10 protein-coding genes are annotated in these 18206 nt (G+C 60.9%); 2 read left to right on the top strand and 8 right to left on the bottom strand.

All coding sequences use genetic code 11. The features are described 5' to 3' along the window. Positions 1-244: 244 nt before the first annotated feature. Both ileS and KLP40_RS03515 read right to left on the bottom strand, forming a co-directional pair. Complete coding sequence (gene ileS / locus KLP40_RS03520; protein ID WP_215592250.1) at positions 245-3940, bottom strand: isoleucine--tRNA ligase; 3696 nt, start codon at positions 3938-3940, stop codon at positions 245-247. A 126-nt stretch (positions 3941-4066) separates the two neighbouring features. Beyond that, on the bottom strand, positions 4067-6502 hold the full coding sequence (locus KLP40_RS03515) for an efflux RND transporter permease subunit (protein WP_215592248.1): 2436 nt from the start codon (positions 6500-6502) through the stop codon (positions 4067-4069). A 237-nt stretch (positions 6503-6739) separates the two neighbouring features. On the opposite strand from KLP40_RS03515, the gene KLP40_RS03510 reads away from it, so the two are divergent. Then, complete coding sequence (locus tag KLP40_RS03510) at positions 6740-7138, top strand: hypothetical protein (RefSeq protein ID WP_215592246.1); 399 nt, start codon at positions 6740-6742, stop codon at positions 7136-7138. Between the two features lie 123 nt (positions 7139-7261). Here KLP40_RS03510 and KLP40_RS03505 read toward each other — a convergent pair whose 3' ends face one another. Beyond that, positions 7262-8788, bottom strand: a complete 1527-nt coding sequence (locus tag KLP40_RS03505; RefSeq protein ID WP_215592244.1) for a glycine--tRNA ligase — start codon at positions 8786-8788, stop codon at positions 7262-7264. A gap of 363 nt (positions 8789-9151) precedes the next feature. On the opposite strand from KLP40_RS03505, the gene KLP40_RS03500 reads away from it, so the two are divergent. Next, the gene (locus tag KLP40_RS03500; RefSeq protein ID WP_215592242.1) at positions 9152-10558 is read left to right on the top strand and encodes an inorganic phosphate transporter; all 1407 of its coding nucleotides are present in this window, start codon (positions 9152-9154) and stop codon (positions 10556-10558) included. Between the two features lie 215 nt (positions 10559-10773). Here the strand turns inward: KLP40_RS03500 and KLP40_RS03495 are convergent, their stop codons facing one another. From KLP40_RS03495 to mnmG, 5 genes are all read right to left on the bottom strand, one after another. After that, on the bottom strand, positions 10774-11256 hold the full coding sequence (locus KLP40_RS03495; protein WP_215592241.1) for a hypothetical protein: 483 nt from the start codon (positions 11254-11256) through the stop codon (positions 10774-10776). 154 nt (positions 11257-11410) lie between these two features. Continuing rightward, entirely contained in the window at positions 11411-11902 is a 492-nt protein-coding gene (locus tag KLP40_RS03490) for a DUF4385 domain-containing protein (RefSeq protein ID WP_215592240.1), read from the bottom strand. A gap of 1153 nt (positions 11903-13055) precedes the next feature. After that, on the bottom strand, positions 13056-14678 hold the full coding sequence (locus tag KLP40_RS03485; RefSeq protein WP_215592239.1) for an Ig-like domain-containing domain: 1623 nt from the start codon (positions 14676-14678) through the stop codon (positions 13056-13058). 191 nt (positions 14679-14869) lie between these two features. Further along, on the bottom strand, positions 14870-15760 hold the full coding sequence (locus tag KLP40_RS03480) for a class I SAM-dependent methyltransferase (RefSeq protein ID WP_215592238.1): 891 nt from the start codon (positions 15758-15760) through the stop codon (positions 14870-14872). A gap of 328 nt (positions 15761-16088) precedes the next feature. Further along, positions 16089-17957 (bottom strand): tRNA uridine-5-carboxymethylaminomethyl(34) synthesis enzyme MnmG, encoded by a 1869-nt coding sequence (mnmG, locus tag KLP40_RS03475; protein ID WP_215592237.1) that lies wholly within the window; start codon positions 17955-17957, stop codon positions 16089-16091. Positions 17958-18206: the final 249 nt, after the last annotated feature.

Genomic DNA, 18206 nt, shown 5'->3' with positions numbered 1-18206 from the left:
AAAAGGGAGAAGTGAGACGCTGAGCTGACGTCTTGTCAGAACGAGTCCCTCTCCCCTCTCGTGGCACAAAGTGACGCAGAATTTTAGACTTCGGCCGCGGACCTGAGTGCCGGGCCGGTACGCCGTTGGTATATGTTTCGGGTGGCAGCTTATGCCGTTTTGAGCCGGATTCGGTGACCTGTTTCACGCTTTGTGCGCCGGTGTGCCAACCGCCGTTTGGGAGGCGGCGGTTGGCACCTGAGGCTTAGGCAGTTGCCACATTCAGCAATACGGGCACGGAAAACTCGTCGAATTCCAGCACTGCGCCGCCGCTGATTTCCGGGGCGAAATCCAGGCTCAGGGCCTGCACTTCCTCCCGGATGTAGCCGCCGAACGACTGCACGGCGGCTTCCAGCTCGGGCTGCTGCTGCAGCGTGACGCGGATTTTGTCCTGCACTTCCAGGCCGCTGTCTTTGCGCAGGTTCTGGAGGCGGTTCACCAGCTCGCGGGCCACACCTTCCTGGCGTAGCTCGTCGGTCAGGGTCACGTCGAGGGCCACGGTGAGGGGGCCGTCGGTGGCCACCAGCCAGCCGGGCAGGTCCTGGGTGCGGATTTCCACGTCGTCGGGGGCCAGGGTGTAGGCTTCGCCGTCGATTTCCACGGCCAGCTGGCCGGTTTTTTCGAGGGTGCTGATTTCCTCGGCGCTCATCTGCTGGATGCGGGCACCCACGGCTTTCAGCTTGGCGCCGTACTGCTGGCCCAGGCGCTTGAAGTTGGGCTTCACCGACTTCACCAGCACGCCGCTGGCATCGTCGAGGAACTCCACGTGCTTCACGTTCACCTCGGCGCAGATCAGGTCTTCCACCAGGGCCACCTGGGCGCGGGTGGAATCGTTGAACACCGGCACCAGAATGCGCTGCAGCGGCTGCCGCACCTTCAGCACCGACTTCTTGCGGAGCGAGTGCGTGAGCGAAGAAATGCGCTGGGCCAGCTCCATACGCTCTTCCAAAGACTTGTCGATGCGGGCCTCATCGGCCTCTACCAGCAAGGTCAGGTGCACCGATTCGGCGGCCAGCGGGGTGTTGCGCTCGATGGCTTCGGCGCGCATGCCGTTGGTCATGTTCTGGTAGAGCCATTCGGCGAAGAAGGGCGCAATCGGGGCCATGAGCTGCGACACCACCACCAGGCATTCCTGCAGAGTTTCGTAGGCGGCGCGCTTGTCGGCGGTCAGCTCGCCCTTCCAGAAGCGGCGGCGCGAGAGGCGCACGTGCCAGTTGGAGAGCTGGTCGGTCACGAAATCCTGGATGGCGCGGGCGGCCTTCGTGGGGTCGTAGCTGTCGTAATGGCCGCGCACTTCCAGAATCAGCGACTGGAGCTTGCTCAGAATCCAGCGGTCCAGCTCGCTCAGCTCGGCGTGCGGCGTACGGTCGAACTCGCGGGCCTGGAAGCCGTCGAGGTTGGCGTAGAGGGCGTAGAACGAGTAGGTGTTGAACAGCGTGCCGAAGAAGCGGCGCTGCACCTCCGTGATGCCCGCCACGTCGAACTTGAGGTTGTCCCAGGGCTGGGCGTTGGCAATCATGTACCAGCGCGTGGCGTCGGGGCCAAACTGCTGGATGGTGGCAAACGGGTCCACGGCGTTGCCGAGGCGCTTGCTCATCTTGTTGCCGTTCTTGTCCAGCACCAGGCCGTTGGCCATCACGTTTTTGTAGGCCACTGAGTCCTCCAGCATCACGGCCAGCGCGTGCAGGGTGAAGAACCAGCCGCGGGTCTGGTCCACGCCTTCGGCAATGAAATCGGCGGGGAAGTTCTTCTGAAACTGCCCTTCGTTTTCAATCGGGTAGTGCCACTGGGCGTAGGGCATGGCGCCGCTGTCGAACCACACGTCAATGAGGTCGGTTTCGCGGTACATGGGCTGGCCCGAGGGCGACACCAGGAAGATGTCGTCCACGTAGGGCCGGTGCAGGTCTGCGCCACCAAATGTCAGTGGTATAGATTCAACTTTTTCCTCGCCGTCAGAATTTCTAATGTGGCGCTTTAAAGTTGAGAAGTCGATTGACGAGACATCTATTGAGTAAATGTCACCACCCAATTTTCTGTCTTTAAAATTTACTGTGTTGCCGTTGAATAATTCAGGCTTGCTTAAGAATGAGCCTTCGTAGACGTTTCCTTGCTTGTCTTTGAATGACACCCACCCGAAATCATTCACAACTAATCCCTGAATCACATTCTTAACGAATGGATTCAGGGTCATGACTTCGGCGGCGACGGCCTTGTCGATTTCGGCGTTCAGCTGCTCGATACTGCCGATGCATATTTCCTCGGTGCCGTCCTGGGTGCGCCAGATGGGCAGGGGCGTGCCCCAGTAGCGCGAGCGGCTCAGGTTCCAGTCCACCAGGTTTTCCAGCCAGTTGCCGAAGCGGCCGGTGCCGGTGCTGGCGGGCTGCCAGTTGATGGTTTTGTTGAGCTCGATGAGCCGGTCTTTCACCGCCGTGGTCTTGATAAACCAGGAGTCGAGCGGGTAGTAGAGCACGGGCTTGTCGGTGCGCCAGCAGTGCGGGTAGGTGTGTTCGTACTTCTCCACCTTGAAGGCCGTGCCGTCGCCTTTCATGCGGATGGCAATGCTTTCGTCGAGGGTTTTGTAGTCGGCGCCCGACTCGTCGTGGCCGTCGTAGTTTTTCACCCAGCGGCCGCCGAATTCGCCCATTTGGGCCACGTAGCGACCCGTCCGGTCCACGATGGGGCCGAGCTTGCCTTCGTCGTCGGCTACCAGCAGAGCGGGCACGCCGGCCAGCTGGGCAGCCCGGAAGTCGTCGGCACCAAACGTGGGCGAGATGTGCACGATGCCGGTACCGTCCTCGGTGGTTACGAAGTCGCCGTTGATGACGCGGAAGGCGTTTTCCTCGCCCTCAAACGCCGGATAGCCTTTGTTCTGGCCGAACAGCCGCTCGTAGCGGATGCCCACGAGGTCGGCACCTTTGAAGGTGTTTTCGATGCGCCAGGGCAGCACTTTGTCGCCGGGCTTGAAGTCCTCAAACGAGGCCTCTTTGCCTTTCACCGAGAAGTATTTGCCCACCAGCGCCTCCGCCAGCACCACCCGGATGGGCGCGTAGGTGTAGGGGTTGAAGGTGCTCACCAGCAGGTACGGGATGTTTTTACCCACAGCCAGACCGGTGTTGGCGGGCAGGGTCCAGGGCGTCGTCGTCCAGGCCAGGATGTACACGTCCGGCTCCGAGGCATTGTCGCCGTAGAGGGCCGCCAGGGGCACTTCGTCGAGTTGCACGTTGCCAAACAACGGCTCCGACTTCTCATCCCGCTTCACCTTGAACTGGGCTACCACAGTGGTGTCCTTCACGTCGCGGTAGGTGCCGGGCTGGTTCAACTCGTGCGACGACAGGCCGGTGCCGGCGGCCGGGGAGTAGGGCTGAATGGTGTAGCCTTTGTAGAGCAGGCCCTTGTCGTAGAGCTTCTTGAGCAGGGCCCAGCAACTCTCAATGTACTCGGGCTCGAAGGTGATGTAGGGGTCGTCGAGGTCCACCCAGTAGCCCATTTTCTCGGTGAGGTCGTCCCACTGGGCCTTGAAGCGCATCACGGTTTCGCGGCAGCGCTGGTTGTAGTCCTCGATGCTGATTTTTTTGCCGATATCCTCCTTGGTGATGCCCAGCTCCTTCTCTACCTGCAGCTCGATGGGCAGGCCGTGGGTATCCCAGCCGCCTTTGCGGTGCACCTGCTTGCCCAGCAGCGTCTGGTAGCGGCAGAAGATGTCCTTCACCGTCCGGGCCATTACGTGGTGAATGCCGGGGGCGCCGTTGGCCGAGGGTGGGCCTTCGTAAAACACGAACGTGGGCTGCCCTTCGCGGGTGCTCACGCTTTTCTCAAAGATGCCGTTCTGCTTCCACCACGCCAGGATATCGGTGCCGACCTGGCCGTAGTTGAGCGGCTGCTTGAATTCGGGGTAGTTCATTGTTGGGGTCTTGGGGGCTTAGGGTCTTGGGGGCTTGGTTTTGTTGGGCGCGAATCAGGATTCCAGGGCTTCAGACAATGTTCCAGCCGTTTGATTACGGTTGCTGGTAGAACATCATCCAAGTCCCTAAGCCCCCAAGTCCCCTTTCTGCATGCGGCTCAGGTTCAGCTCCAGGTCGTCGTCTTCCTCGTGGTAGTTGTCATCGTAGTGCTTGATGCCGGACTGGTCGATACTCGTTTCGTCGGCGCCGTGCTCGAAGGTAACCAGCAGGCAGGGCAGCAGAATCAGGTTGGAGAAGTTGGTAATCAGCAGGCTCGCCGACATGAGCAAACCCAGGGCCTTGGTGCCGCCGAACTCGGAAAAGGCAAACACCGAAAAGCCCAGAAACAGCACAATGCTGGTGTAAATCATGCTGGTACCGGCCTCCGAAAGCGTGGTGCTGATGGCGGCCCGCACCCGGCGGCCGTTGATGGCCATTTCCTGGCGGAACTTGGCCAGCAGGTGAATCGAGTTGTCGCCGTCAATGCCCAGGGCAATGCTGAAAATGAGGGCCGTGCTGGGCTTGAGCGGAATGCCGAAGTAGCCCATAATGCCGCCCGTGAGCAGCAGCGTAAAAAAGTTGGGCAGCAGGGCAAAGAACACCGTGCGGATGCTGCGGAATAGCACCAACACCACCAGGCCCACCAGCAGAAACGCGTGCAGCAGGCTGCTTTTGAGGGTGCCAATCAGAAACTCGTTGCCCTTGGTGAAGATGATGGTGGTGCCCGTGAGCTTCACCTTCATGCCCGTGCCGTTGAAAATCTTGTTGATCTGGGGCTGAATCTGGTTGCTGAGCAGGGTATCCAGGTTCTGGGAGCCGATGTCGGCAATCTTGAGCGAGATGCGCGCCTCCCGCATGGTGGAGTCGGTGAAGGAGCGCATGAGCTTGCTGGTGAGGTTGCCCTCCGACCCTTCCTTGCTCTGGGAGCGGGCCAGGTAGCTGAACACGTAGTTCTTCTCCGAGTTGTCGGGCAGGCGGTAGAAATCGGGGTTGCCGTTGTAAAAGGCCTGGGTGGAGGCCTTCAGGAAGGTCACCACGCTCACCGGACTCGTGAGCACGGGCTGGGTGCGCAGGTAGTTTTCCAGCCGGTCGATGCGCTCCAGGTTTTTGATTTTGAGCAGGCCCTTGGCCTTGCCCGTGTCCACCACCAGTTCCAGGGGCATCACCCCGTTGAAGTGCTGTTCGAAAAACTTGAGGTCGGAATTCACCGACGAGTTTTTGGGCAGATCATCCACCATGTAGGAGACGGAGCGCACCTTGCTCACCCCCACTCCGGCCAGTACGGTCAGGGCCAGGGCCGTCAGGTACACCGTGCGCCGGCGCTCCAGCACCAGGTAATCGAAGAACTCGAGCAGCTTGATGAGGGGCTTGGCCTCCAGGTGTTCCAGCTGCTTGGGCGTGGGCGGGGGCAGCAGCGTGAAGATGATGGGCATCAGGATAAACGACACCAGGAAGGCGACGAAGATATTGATGGTGGCCACCAGCCCGAACTGGAAGAGAATGGCAATGTTGGTAAAGCAGAACACCACGAAGCCGATGGCCGTGGTGGTGTTGTTCATCAGGGTCACGAAGCCGATTTTGCGCACCACCCGGGTCATGGCCAGCACCTGGTTGCCCGATTTGCGGTAGTCGTAGTGGTAGCGGCTGAGCAGGTAGGTGCAGTTGGGAATCCCGATGACGATGATGATGCTCGGAATCAGGCCCGTGAGCAGGTTGATTTTGTAGCCCAGCAGCACCATGCTCCCGATGCACCAGGTTACCACAATCAGCACAATCAGCAGCGGGAACACCACCGCCGACCAGGTCCTGAAAAACATGAGCAGCGTGAGGGCCATCATCACGATGGTCAGGGCCACGAACAGCTTCATTTCCGAGGCCACCTTGGTGGTCATGGTGGCCCGCACGTAGGGCAGGCCGGCGTAGTGCATCCGGATGCCGGTTTTGCGCTGGAACCGTTCGGCGTGACCCAGGATTTCCTGCATCACGGCCCCGCGGCGGCTGGAGTTGAGGTACTGGGGGTCGAGGGTGAGGGCCAGCAGGGTGGCGCCGGTGGTGGACGAAATCAGCTGGCCCTTGTAGAACTCCTGCGCGTTCACCACCCGCATCAAGGAGTCGAGCTCGGTTTGGGTACGGGGCGGGGTGCGGAAGATGGGTACGGCCCGGAAGGCCCGGGCGGCAGTGTCTTTTTCCAGGCGGGGCAGGCGCGTAACGCCCAGCACGCCGTTTACGCCCTCTACGGCGCTGAGCGTGTCGGTGAGCAGGCGCAGCTCGTTGAAGTTGCCCAGCTCGTACACCGAGCTGTCCTGCATGCCCAGCACGAGCACGTTGCCGTCTTCGCCGAACTGCCGCTTGAACTGCTGGAAATACACCATGTCCGGGTCGTCGGGCGCGACGACCTGGGCGAAGTCGTAGGTCATTTCCACCTTGCGGGCTTCCCAGGCCATGAACACGGTAATGGCCGCCAGCAGCCCAATCAGCAGCCGACGGTTCTTAATCACAAACAAGGCGAGGTTTCTCCACATAGGCCGCTAAAATGCAGCAAAGGTACGCAACCCCGGGCAGGTATGGGGTGAGCGTCAGTGGTTAAACCTGCGGGCCCGGTTTCTATCTATACAGCCGGCCGGTTGGAAAAGGCATTTTTTCTTCCGAATATAGGGAACATTTTATGCCCTATACGTCGTAACTACGCGCACTTCAAGCCGTTGCGAAGTACTTCAATTGCACTTTACCTGTTTTGGCTTGTTATTTTTCCTTTCATTATGACCCTGTACCATTCGCCAGACGCGTCGCTGACGTACAATCCGGTATCTAAAACCCTGCACCTTAGCTACAATGCCACCCGTTTATCCCTGTCGTTCGGGCAGGCGTACCAGCGGGCCCTGGAAGAAATGCTTCATCATAACGTAGGCAAGCTGCTGCTCGATCTGAAACGCAATGCCCCCCCCACCGACGAAGCGGAGGAGCTGCTCGCCCCGCTCACCCTGGCCCTGGCCGAACAGCCCGACCGCCCGCTCTTCATTGCCGCCGTCGTGTCGGAGGGCCAGTACCAGTATCAGATTGGCTCCTCCATTGCTTCCTCCACCCTGCCCCCGGCCCAGGTGGAGTTCAACTACTTCACCTCCCGCCGCGACGCCACCCAGTGGCTGAGTGAAAACTGAGTTGAGAAGGTTAGCAAGTTGATGAGTTAGGAAGTTTTTAAGTTAGAAAGTGAAAAAAGGAACGGCTATCCGCATTCGTGCAGGATAGCCGTTCCTTTTTTCACTTTCTAACTTAAAAACTTCCTACCCTTCCAACTGCTCAAATATCCGCGAGAAGCTCACGGCCTCGCCGATGTAGGCGCGCAGCTCCGAAATCGGCATGCGGGTCTGCTCGCGGGAGTCGCGGTGGCGGACCGTGACGGTGTCGTCCTCCAGGGTCTGGCCGTCGACCACGATGCAGAAGGGCGTGCCGATCAGGTCCTGGCGGGTGTAGCGCTTGCCGATGGCGTCGCGCTCCTCCATAATCACGCGGAAATCGTGGCGCAGCGAGTTGAAGATGTCGGTGGCCTTTTCAGGCATGCCGTCCTTTTTCACGAGCGGGAAAATGGCCGCCTTGATGGGCGCCAGGGCCGGGTGCAGGCGTAGCAGGGTACGGGTTTTGGTCTGCTGCTGCTCGCCTTCGCCCTCGGTAATGGTTTCTTCCTGGTAGGCCTGGCAGAGCGTGGCCAGGAACAGGCGGTCGGCGCCCACCGAGGTTTCCACCACGAAGGGCACGTAGTTGCCGTAGGCCTTGCCGGTTTCGGGGTTGATGTCGGCGTCGAAGTACTGCTGTTTCTTGCGGCTGAGCGTCTGGTGCTGGGTCAGGTCGAAATCGGAGCGGGAGTGGATGCCCTCGATTTCCTTGAAGCCGAAGGGAAACTCAAACTCGATGTCGACGGCGGCCTTGGCGTAGTGAGCCAGCTTGTCGTGGTCGTGGAAGCGCAGCTTGGCGGCGGGCAGGCCCAGGGCCTCGTGCCAGCGGCGGCGGGTGGCCTTCCAGGTCTCGTACCACTCGCCTTCGGTGCCGGGGCGCACGAAAAACTGCATTTCCATCTGCTCGAACTCCCGCATGCGGAAGATGAACTGCCGGGCCACAATCTCGTTGCGGAAGGCCTTGCCGATCTGGGCAATGCCAAACGGCACCTTCTGGCGGGCCGACTTCTGCACGTTCAGGAAGTTGACGAAGATGCCCTGGGCCGTTTCGGGGCGCAGGTAAATCTGGCTCGAATCCTCAGCCACGGCCCCCACCTGGGTCGAGAACATGAGGTTGAACTGGCGCACGTCGGTCCAGTTGCCGGTTTTGCTGACGGGGCAGACGATTTTCTCGTCGAGGATGAGCTGCTTGACGCCGGCCAGATCCTCGCTCGTGAGCAGGCGGCCCATTTCGGCCAGCAGGGTTTCGGCCCGGGCCAGCTCGCCGTTCTTCTCGTACTCGGCGGCCTTGTCCTCGAGCAGCACGTCGGCGCGGTAGCGCTTCTTGCTGTCGAGGTTATCAATCATGGGGTCGGAGAAGCCGTCGACGTGGCCGGAGGCTTTCCAGGTGAGCGGGTGCATGAAGATGGCCGCATCGATGCCCACCACGTTCTGGTGCAGCTGGGTCATGGCCTTCCACCAGAGCTGCTTGAGGTTGTTTTTGAGCTCCACGCCGTTGGGACCGTAGTCGTAGACGGCGGCCAGGCCGTCGTAGATTTCCGATGACTGGAACACGAAGCCGTATTCCTTGGCGTGCGACACGATATTGGCCAGCGTACCCTCGGTGGTAGGCGCGGCAGATTTGGGCTCGTTGCTCATGTTATAATAGAGAAGGGAGAGGCAGGTAGGGAGAGGTGAGAAGGAGCCAGCCTGGGGTACTCCGGTCCGAAGGCCCGTTTCCATTTGCGCCTTGTTTCTCGCTTCTCACGCCTGAACTGGGGCAAAAGTAGCTAAAGCCCGCACTAGAAGCCTAGCCGGGCCAACAGAAATAGCCCTGAAAACCTGCCAGTCAGGAATTTAGGCACGCCGGGGCAACTAGCTCAACCAATATGAGCAGGCTGCGTTTAGCGGCTCAACTCGCCGGGCCTTCGGGCAGTGCGGTAACAATTTCATAATCTTGCGCCCCCTTAGGGCGGCAGTACCTTTGGTTGCCGAAACTGAATCCTCACCAATCCCCCTTGTATGTTTGGCTTAGAGCCTCATGTGCTGCTGCTACTGGTCTTGTGCCTGATGGCGGCCTGCGCATTTGAATTCGTCAACGGTTTCCACGACACGGCCAACGCCGTGGCTACCGTTATTTACACCAACGCCCTGCGGCCCTGGGTGGCCGTGGTCTGGTCGGCGTTCTGGAACTTTATCGGGGTACTCACCGGCGGTATTGCCGTGGCCATGGGCATTGTGTACCTGCTGCCCGTGGAGAGCCTCGTGGATCAGAACGTGTACCACGGCATTGCCATGGTGGGCGCCCTCATCGTGGGGGCCATCATCTGGAACGTGGGCACCTGGTACTACGGCCTGCCCTCCTCGTCGTCGCACGCCCTGATCGGGTCCATCCTGGGCGTGGGCATTGCCTACAGCCTGCTGCCCGGCGTCAATAACGCGGCCGTAAACTGGGCCAAGGCCGGGGAAGCGGGTCTGGCCCTGATTGTGGGTCCGGTGTTCGGTTTCACGCTCACCATCCTGCTCATGTTCATCCTCAAGCGGGTGTCCACCAGCAAGGTTATCTTCAAGGAACCCCACAAGCGCAAGCCCCCACCCCTCTGGATTCGCCTCACGCTGGTGGTGACCTGTACGCTGGTGAGCTACTTCCACGGCTCCAACGACGGCCAGAAGGGCGTGGGCCTGGTGATGCTCATTCTCATTGGCATCGTGCCCTCCTACTTCGCCCTCGACCAGAGCAAAAACCCGCTCGATATGCGCGACTCCCTGGTGCGCGTGGAGCAGGTGATGAGCCGCGTGAACGTGAACGAGCTGAGCGTGGTAGACAAGAAAACGGTAGCTGACATTCGGGTACAGACCGACCGGCTGGACCAGATTTTCGCCGGGGCCCAGACCCTGGAGCAGTTGCCCCAGCAGGCTCGCTTTGATATCCGCAAAGCCATTCTGCTGCTCTCCGACCGCGCCAAAAAAATCCAGAACAGCGACAAAGTGCGCCTGAGCACCCTCGACCGGGACACGCTGTCGACGGGGTTGGCTGATATGAAGGGCTTCACCGATTACGCGCCCACCTGGGTGTTCGTCATCGTGTCGCTTTCGCTCGGCATCGGCACTATGGTGGGCTGGCAGCGCATCGTGAAAACTATTGGGGAACGAATCGGCAAGGAGCACCTGACCTACGCCCAGGGCGCTTCCTCGGAGCTGGTAGCGGCCTCCATGATCGGGGCCAGCTCGGCCCTGGGGCTGCCCTCCTCCACCACCCACGTGCTGTCGTCGGCTATTGCGGGCAGCATGGTGGCCAACCGCGGCATCAAGAACCTCAACCCCCAGATGGTGCGCAACATCGGACTGGCCTGGGTGCTCACCCTGCCCGTCACGATGACCCTGTCGGGGGGACTGTTCCTGCTGCTGCGGGCCCTGATGCCCTCCTAAAACCTTACCGGAATATTCGACTGCGTCTTGAAATTACACAAAAAGGCCCGCCGGTTTCGGCGGGCCTTTTTGCATGGGTGGGCTGAGTATCAGGGCCGTGTGAAACTTGCCTGACCAGTGCTCCAAATCGGGAAGCGTTGTTGAAAACTCCGGATTATTAGTGAGTTGTCAACTTATCCACAGCTTTTTCAGGGCATTTTGTGGATAACTCCGAACTAGGCGGGCCACTGTACCTCCAGATCCTCATCGATGAAGACGCCGAAGTTGACAAACTGCAGCTCGTTTTCGTCGAAGTACAGATCAATCATTTCCTTTTCGTAGGAAATGCGCATCTCGCCGGTGTCCATTTTCTCCACTTCGCTTTGCTCGTGGCCGTGGCGCTTCATGAGGGCCTGAATTTCCTCGGGGCTTTTGCCGTGAATGGCTTCGCCGTAGAGGCGGATGCCGGGATGGTCGGTTTCGATGCAGCTCAGGCGGTAGTCGTCCTCGCGGTCGAAGTAGAGCGAGTAGCCTTCTTCGAGGTAGTTCCAGGCCTGGTGCTCAAACTCGTCGTCGTCGTCCGACTCTTCTATTTCTTCGGGCTCGCCCATCAGGGCGCGCACCTCGTCCATGGAGGCGCCGAACTTGAGCGGACCCATGCCGATGCCGAGGCTGATTTCGTTTTCTTCGGTGCTGGAGTTGGGGGCGGATGTCTGCATTGCCGGGGGAATGGTAAGAGAGGGTGAAGAATGGTGCTTTCAGTGGAAAGCGGCTGACGGCCAATGATGGGCCGCTGAACCAGCTAACGTTTTTTTAAGGGTCAAGGGCCAAAGCTAACAGCTAATCCTTCTCAGCTGAAGGCACACTGCAAAATTACTTGCCGTAGCGCTGCTCAAAGGCGGCGCGCTGGGCCTGGTAGCCGGGATGAGCACGGGCCTCGTCCCAGCGGGCCTTAAAAATGGCCGCCGCTTCGGCTTTTACGGCATCTTCGGGCGAGCGGGGCAGTTCCTCGCGGCCGTGGGCTCCGCTCTGGCCTTTCTTATCGGCCGGTACGGGGCCCGCATATTTTTTCCCACCCCGGTGGTTGGCGTAGCGCCGGGCCCGGGTGTAGCCCATCTGCAGAAACTTACGGGCCATGTCGGCCCCCACAAAGTCCTGAGCCCGCAGATAGGCCTCAAACAGCCCGTAAATCGTATCGGCCGACTCCCGGGCCACTTCCGGGGTGCGGAAGCGCCAGTGGGGCAGAATCTCGCCTTTATAAGGCTGCACCAGCAGTACGCCCTGCTCGCCCTTGCCCACCCGGTACAGTTCGGGGCGCTGGCGGAAATCAACCGTCTGAAAGTCCAGGGTGTAATCGAAGGGCATGGCAGTGGGGATAACGGGCGCAGGCACCCTGAGCAGGGCATTTTTATACGAGCCGACTGCCCCGGGGGCTGCCTCCCGGGTCCCCGATTCCCCAAAACAGTGGATAACGCCGTCGTTTTGGTGGATAACTTCTTCAGGCCAAGTGAATAAGTGCCTCCTTTTTTTCATACCGGGATTTTCCCCGATGGCCAGCCCCCAGTCGGGCGCGAGTCCGGTGGGGGAACTGCCCGGCAGCCTTGCGTTGCCTGGCCGGACTGGTCAGCAGCAGGAGCGGGAAACCCGGGCCGCTTATCCACAGGGTTAATAACTTTTAAGATTCTTTTTTTAAATAAATTCTTTTTGTCCCCCATCATTAGGGGTGTTGATAAGTGGATAAGAATCAGGAGTTATCCACGAGTGGGATAACATGTGTACAAGAACGGACTTATCCACCGTCCATCAACAGGGGGTGTGGATAATAACTTGTTGTTTATCAGACGATTATCATAGTTTTTAACAATCCACAGGACTTATCCAGAAATCCACAATCCACAGCCTTGCCCGAGTGTGGATTGTGGGATTTTCGGGGGAAAGTTATCCACCTCTATCCACCGCTCATGTGGGTAAAGTACCCCCTGTGGAGCGGGTTGAACAACCAAAAAAACTTGTCCGCAAGTTCTCCACGCATTATCCCCAGGTTTCCCCACCATTATCCACAGGTTATGCTCCCAAGCTTCAGATTCGTGGAAAACTATGTGGATTACGTTTCCCGGAAGGCCCCGATATGCTCTTCCGACGCCCCAGGCCCCGATTTGCAGTGTGGATATCTTTGCCGCCCGTACGCTATATAGGCACAAGTAGGACTTTAGCTGGTTTGCCTCTTTCCGCCCGTCAGGCCGGCTCCAGCTACCTTGGGCCGGCTACCATCCGAGGCGGGCGGGCCACGGTAAGGGCAGGAATAGCACCCTTGGATGCGCCGTGGCCCACCAGCAGCCATGCCGTACTGCCAAGCGGTGGTGCGCAGCGGGAACCTCCTTCCGTAGCCCCTGGCCGACCGAAGCCAGCGCGCAGAAAGCCGTTGGGCCGGCAACACCACGCCGAGGCATGCTGTTGCCGGCCCAACGGCCTGGCAGGTATTGTGCAGCGGAACGGATGATCCGGGCTCCGGGTCTGCCTAGAAGCTCAGGGTTTCCACGTTATCAAAGTTGGAGCGAATCTGGATGGTTTTGGGCAGCAGATACACCGGCTCGGGTGGCGTGCGCAGGTCGGGGGCACCGCCCTGCCAGCGCCCGTCCTGATTCTGGTCCAGGAGCACGCGCAGGCGGTACGTTCCGGGGGGCAGGTTATCGAAGCGGTAAGTGCCTTGGGGACTGTCGAGGGTTTGCTGCACCTGGCCGCGCTCATCCAGCAGCTGCACCCAGTAGCGTTTGGCCGTAGTCTGCACGGGGCCGCTGAGCGTGCCGGTGGTGGTTTGCTCCACGACGGGCAATTTCAGCGGTTTCAACCCCAGGGACTGGCCCGTAACACCGCGGACCACCGCGCTGTCGAGAATAAAGGTGACGGTTTTACGGGCGCTGGTATTCAGGTTCAGGGCCAAGGTGGTGCGGTCGGGACTAAGGGAGCCGTCCTGGGGCAGGCGCAGGGGACGGCGCTTCAGGGAGTCTTCTACCAGCGTGCCGATGGGCTTACCGGGCACGAGGCGCAGCGGTTCGGAGAACTCAAACTGCACCTGGCCCTGGCGATACACTTCCCGGGGGCTGCCGGCCACCGTGTATTTCGGAGCCGGTTTGGGCGTTACTTTCGGCGCTTCGGCGAACTTTACCGTCAGCGTGTCGCGGCCGGGGTTGCCGGCGCTGTCGGTGGCGGCCAGCAGGTAGCGCCCTTCGGTCAGATCCGGCGTCCGGAAGAGTACCACCGTGCGGCCGCGCTCGGTGAGTTGCACGGCTTCGTTGAGGGCAGCGGGGGCCGCCGCCGCCCCCAGGGGGGTGAGTACGGCCTGAGTCAGCCCTTCGCTGTAGCTCACCCGCAGGTCGGTGGGGCTGGCTTTCTGGGCCGTCACGAGCGGGCGGCGGGTATCGGGGCGGGTGAGCAGGAAGCGCAGGCTGTCGGGGCCGCCGCCGGGGCCGACCGTGAGCAGGTCGGGCAGGTAGCCAATGAGCTCGGGCTCCTCGTAGCGGTTGTTCTGATTCTTGTCGGCCAGGGCGTAGGCGCGGTAGCGGCCGGCCTTGAGGTAATTGAGCTCGAAGCGGCCTTCTTTGTCGGTGCGGGCCAGGTAATAGGGCCGGCCGCGGCGGATGTTGGCCGTGTCGGCTTCAGGATAAAGCACCACCGATACGTTCTCGGCCGGCTGCTGGCTGAGCACGCCCACCACCGTGCCCCGCACCGCGGCCGAGTCCAGCTCGGGGCCGGTGCTGAAGCTCACCCGGGCGTTAGCGGCCTTGTTGCTCTCAGTGATGTCACTGATGGCTTCCCCGAAGTTAAACGAGTAGGTTGTGTTCGGAGCGAAGGGCTTCTCGAAGGTGAGGGTAACGGCCGTGCGGTCTTCGCGCAGTTTGTAGGGGTTATCGGCGTCGAGCAGCGGGGCCACGATGAGGTTTTTGGCCAGATCCTTCACCTGCACCTGCTCCGAGAACTCCAGCCGTACGCTCTGGCCGCTCACGTTGCGGGACCCGTTGGCGGGCGTAGTGCTCACCAGCTTGGGCGGCGTCGTGTCGCGGGTACCGCCCTCGGGCGAGCTGATGGCCGCGCAGCCACTCAGGCCCGCCGCCGCGGTAGTCAGGAAGAAAAGAAAGCGCATCGCGGATGTTGCGGATGATGGAATTGCGCAGCCCGGGAAGTAGTCCGAGGACACTCCTGAAGCCGTTGGCTGGGCCGGGGCCGAAGGTACAAACCCTAACGCTGGCCGCCCCGCAAACAGGTATGCCGACGGCCGGGCAACGGGCCAGCTTCCTCATCCGGAGGACCAAAACCCCTCCCCTACCCCACCGGCTACCGCTTGTGGGCCACGTAAATCAGGCTGCTGTACTGGCCCTCGTGCCGGGCCGCGTACTGGTTGGATTTGTAGCCGGCCTTGAGCACCGACAGCATGCCGCCGCCCCGCTCGGCCCGGTGCTTCTCACTGAGCATGCTCACATAGTAAGCATCCAGGGGCATGGGCAGCACCTGCGTCACCTGCATTTTATGCTTTTTAAGCAGTTGCTTCATGGTTTTGGGGCTGAAGTGGTACAGGTGCCGGGGCACATCGTAGGCGGCCCAGTCCTGGCGGTAGTGCTGGGCGTCGAGGCTGTCCACGTTGGGCACGGCCACCAGCAGGGTGCCGCCGGGCTTCAATAGCCGGATGAGCTGCTGGAGGGTATCGTTCAGCTCGTGAACGTGTTCGAGCACGTGCCAGAGCGTAATGGCCTCGAAGGAAGCTTGCTGGTACTGCACCAGGCTTTCGGTGCCTACGGGCTGGCCCACGCGCCGGCTGGCTTCCTCCCGGGCCCGGGCGTTGGGCTCCCAGCCGGCTACCTGCCAGCCGTCGGCCTTAGCGGCGGCCAGGAAATGGCCCGTGCCGCAGCCGTAATCGAACAGCTTTCCTTTAGTGGCCAGCTTGTTCACCAGGGCCACCTTGCGGCGCATGGTGAAAACCCGCGCCACCTTGTACGCCTGGTTGATAATCCCCCCGGCCCCACTGTTGTGCGATACGTACTCATCCGACTCGTAATAGCGGCCGATGTGGGCGGCGTCGGGGCGGGGGTTGGTGAACTGGAACGTGCAGGCCTCGCACTGCTGAATGGCGAAGCTCTCCTTGCTGACGGATTTATCCTCGACCACCAGCTTGTTGCGAAACTCCGTTTTGCCGCAAACCGGGCACTTCTCCAAACGCTCGTAAATCACAGATGCTCGCTGATTAGGTTGATGACGCAGATTGCAACAGCCGGCCGGCCGGACCCGCAATGCGCACCACGAAAGTACGAAACCAAACCGGCCGCAGAACCTGGAAGATTCTGCGGCCGGTTTGGGTAACAGGAACGTCATAAGTAAGAACGTCATTCCATCAGAACGTCATTCCGAGCGGAGCGAGGAATCTCGCGTGCTGATACAGGAGTAGTAATCCAACCTCAGCACGCGAGATTCCTCGCTGCACTCGGAATGACAGTTAGCCTCGGGCGAGATTCCTCGCTCCGCTCGGAATGACGTTCTGGTTGCTCAGGATGACACCATCCTACCGCCCCAGATACACCATCAGCACCGATACATCCGCCGGTGAAACGCCGCTGATGCGCGAGGCCTGGCCCAGGGTTTCGGGCTGGATCCTGAGCAGCTTTTCGCGGGCTTCGTGCGAGAGGGCGGGCATGGCGGTGTAGTCGAGGCGGCCTTGGATGACGAAGTTTTCCAGCTCCTGCACGCGGGCGGCCTGCTGGTGCTCTTTCTCCAGGTAGGCCTCGTACTTCACCAGAATTTCGGCCTGCTCCAGCGCGTCGGGGCGGTACGGGGCCAGGGCCAGGGTGAGCTCGGGCAGCACGCGGGCCAGGGCCGGCAAATCAATGCCGGGGCGGCGCAGCAGGTTCACGGCGCGGGTTTTCTCGCTGATAACGGCCGAGCCGATTTCCGTGAGCCAGGGATTAATGTCCTGGGCCTCGATGCCGAAGTTCTTCAGCAGCTTGGCTACTTCCTTGGTCTGCTGCTCCTTTTCGCGCACCAGCTGCATGCGCTCCTCCGAGGCCAAACCCAGCTCGTAGCCCAGGGGCGTGAGGCGCAGGTCGGCGTTGTCCTGGCGCAGCAGCAGGCGGTGCTCGGCGCGGCTCGTGAACATGCGGTAGGGCTCGTCGGTGCCTTTGTTCACGAGGTCGTCGATGAGCACCCCGATATAGGCTTCGCTGCGCTTGAGCACGAAGGGCGCCTTGCCGTGCACCTTGTTGTGGGCGTTGATACCGGCCATCAGGCCCTGGCAGGCGGCCTCCTCGTAGCCGGTGGTGCCGTTGATCTGGCCCGCGAAGTACAGGTTCTGGATCAGCTTGGTTTCCAGGGTGAGCTGGAGCTGCGTCGGCGGGAAGAAGTCGTACTCGATGGCGTAGCCGGGGCGGAACATCTTGGCGTTTTCGAAGCCGGCAATTTTGCGCAGGGCGCGGTACTGCACGTCCTCGGGCAGCGAAGAGCTGAAGCCGTTCACGTACACTTCCACCGTGCTCCAACCTTCCGGCTCCACAAAAATCTGGTGGCGGTCCTTGTCGGCGAAGCGGTTGATTTTGTCTTCCACGCTCGGGCAGTAGCGCGGCCCCAGGCCCTTGATGCGGCCCTGGAACATCGGCGACTTCTCGAAGCCCTCCTTCAGGATTTCGTGGACTTCGGAGTTGGTGTAGGTGATGTAGCACGGGCGCTGGTTGCGCAGCGCGGGCGTGTCGAGGTACGAAAACTTGCTGGGCTCAGCGTCGCCGGCCTGTTCCTCCATTTTGCTGTAGTCCAGGCTGCGGCCGTCCACGCGGGGCGGGGTGCCGGTTTTCATGCGGCCGGCTTCGAAGCCCAACTCAATCAGCTGCTCCGTGATGCCGGTGCTGCCCTTCTCGGCCGCGCGGCCGCCGCCAAACTGCTTTTCGCCGATGTGGATGAGGCCGTTCAGGAACGTGCCGTTGGTAAGCACCACCGACTTGCCCCGGAACTCGATGCCAAGCTGGGTTTTCACGCCCACGCACACGCCGTCTTCCACCACGAGGCCCGTGACGGCTTCCTGCCAGAAATCCACGTTGGGCGTCTGCTCCAGCGTCATGCGCCACTCCTCGGCAAAGCGCATCCGGTCCGACTGCGCCCGGGGGCTCCACATGGCGGGGCCTTTGGAGCGGTTCAGCATCCGGAACTGAATCATGGTTTTGTCGGTGATGAGGCCCGACTGGCCGCCCAGCGCGTCTACCTCGCGCACAATCTGGCCCTTGGCCACCCCGCCCATGGCCGGGTTGCACGACATCTGCGCGATGGTGTTCATGTTCATCGTCACCAGCAGGACTTTGGAGCCCATGTTGGCGGCCGCGGCGGCGGCCTCGCAGCCGGCGTGCCCGGCTCCTACTACAATGACGTCGTACTTTTCTTGCTGAAACATGAATTCGCGGATTTAGGCGGATTAGTCGGATTTCGCGGGTAATGGAGCCCAAGCGCGGGCCCGGCCCGGATTGAACACGGTTTCGTCCGGTAGTCGTTCAACGAGGCGCCAAGCCTTTGCTTGGCGTTGCCTTGCCGGGCTGTTGGCGCTCCGGATAAACAGAAAACGCCTGCCTCGGGCCGGCGTAGCGTCAGAAAAAACCGGGCTTCCCGGCGGCCCCAACCCGCTCAAAACGTGCGCAAAGATACG

The organism is Hymenobacter piscis, from assembly GCF_018760735.1.
GTDB lineage: Bacteria > Bacteroidota > Bacteroidia > Cytophagales > Hymenobacteraceae > Hymenobacter > Hymenobacter piscis.
Note: the sequence above shows the minus strand (reverse complement) of the source record. Positions and strands in the feature narration are given on the sequence as shown.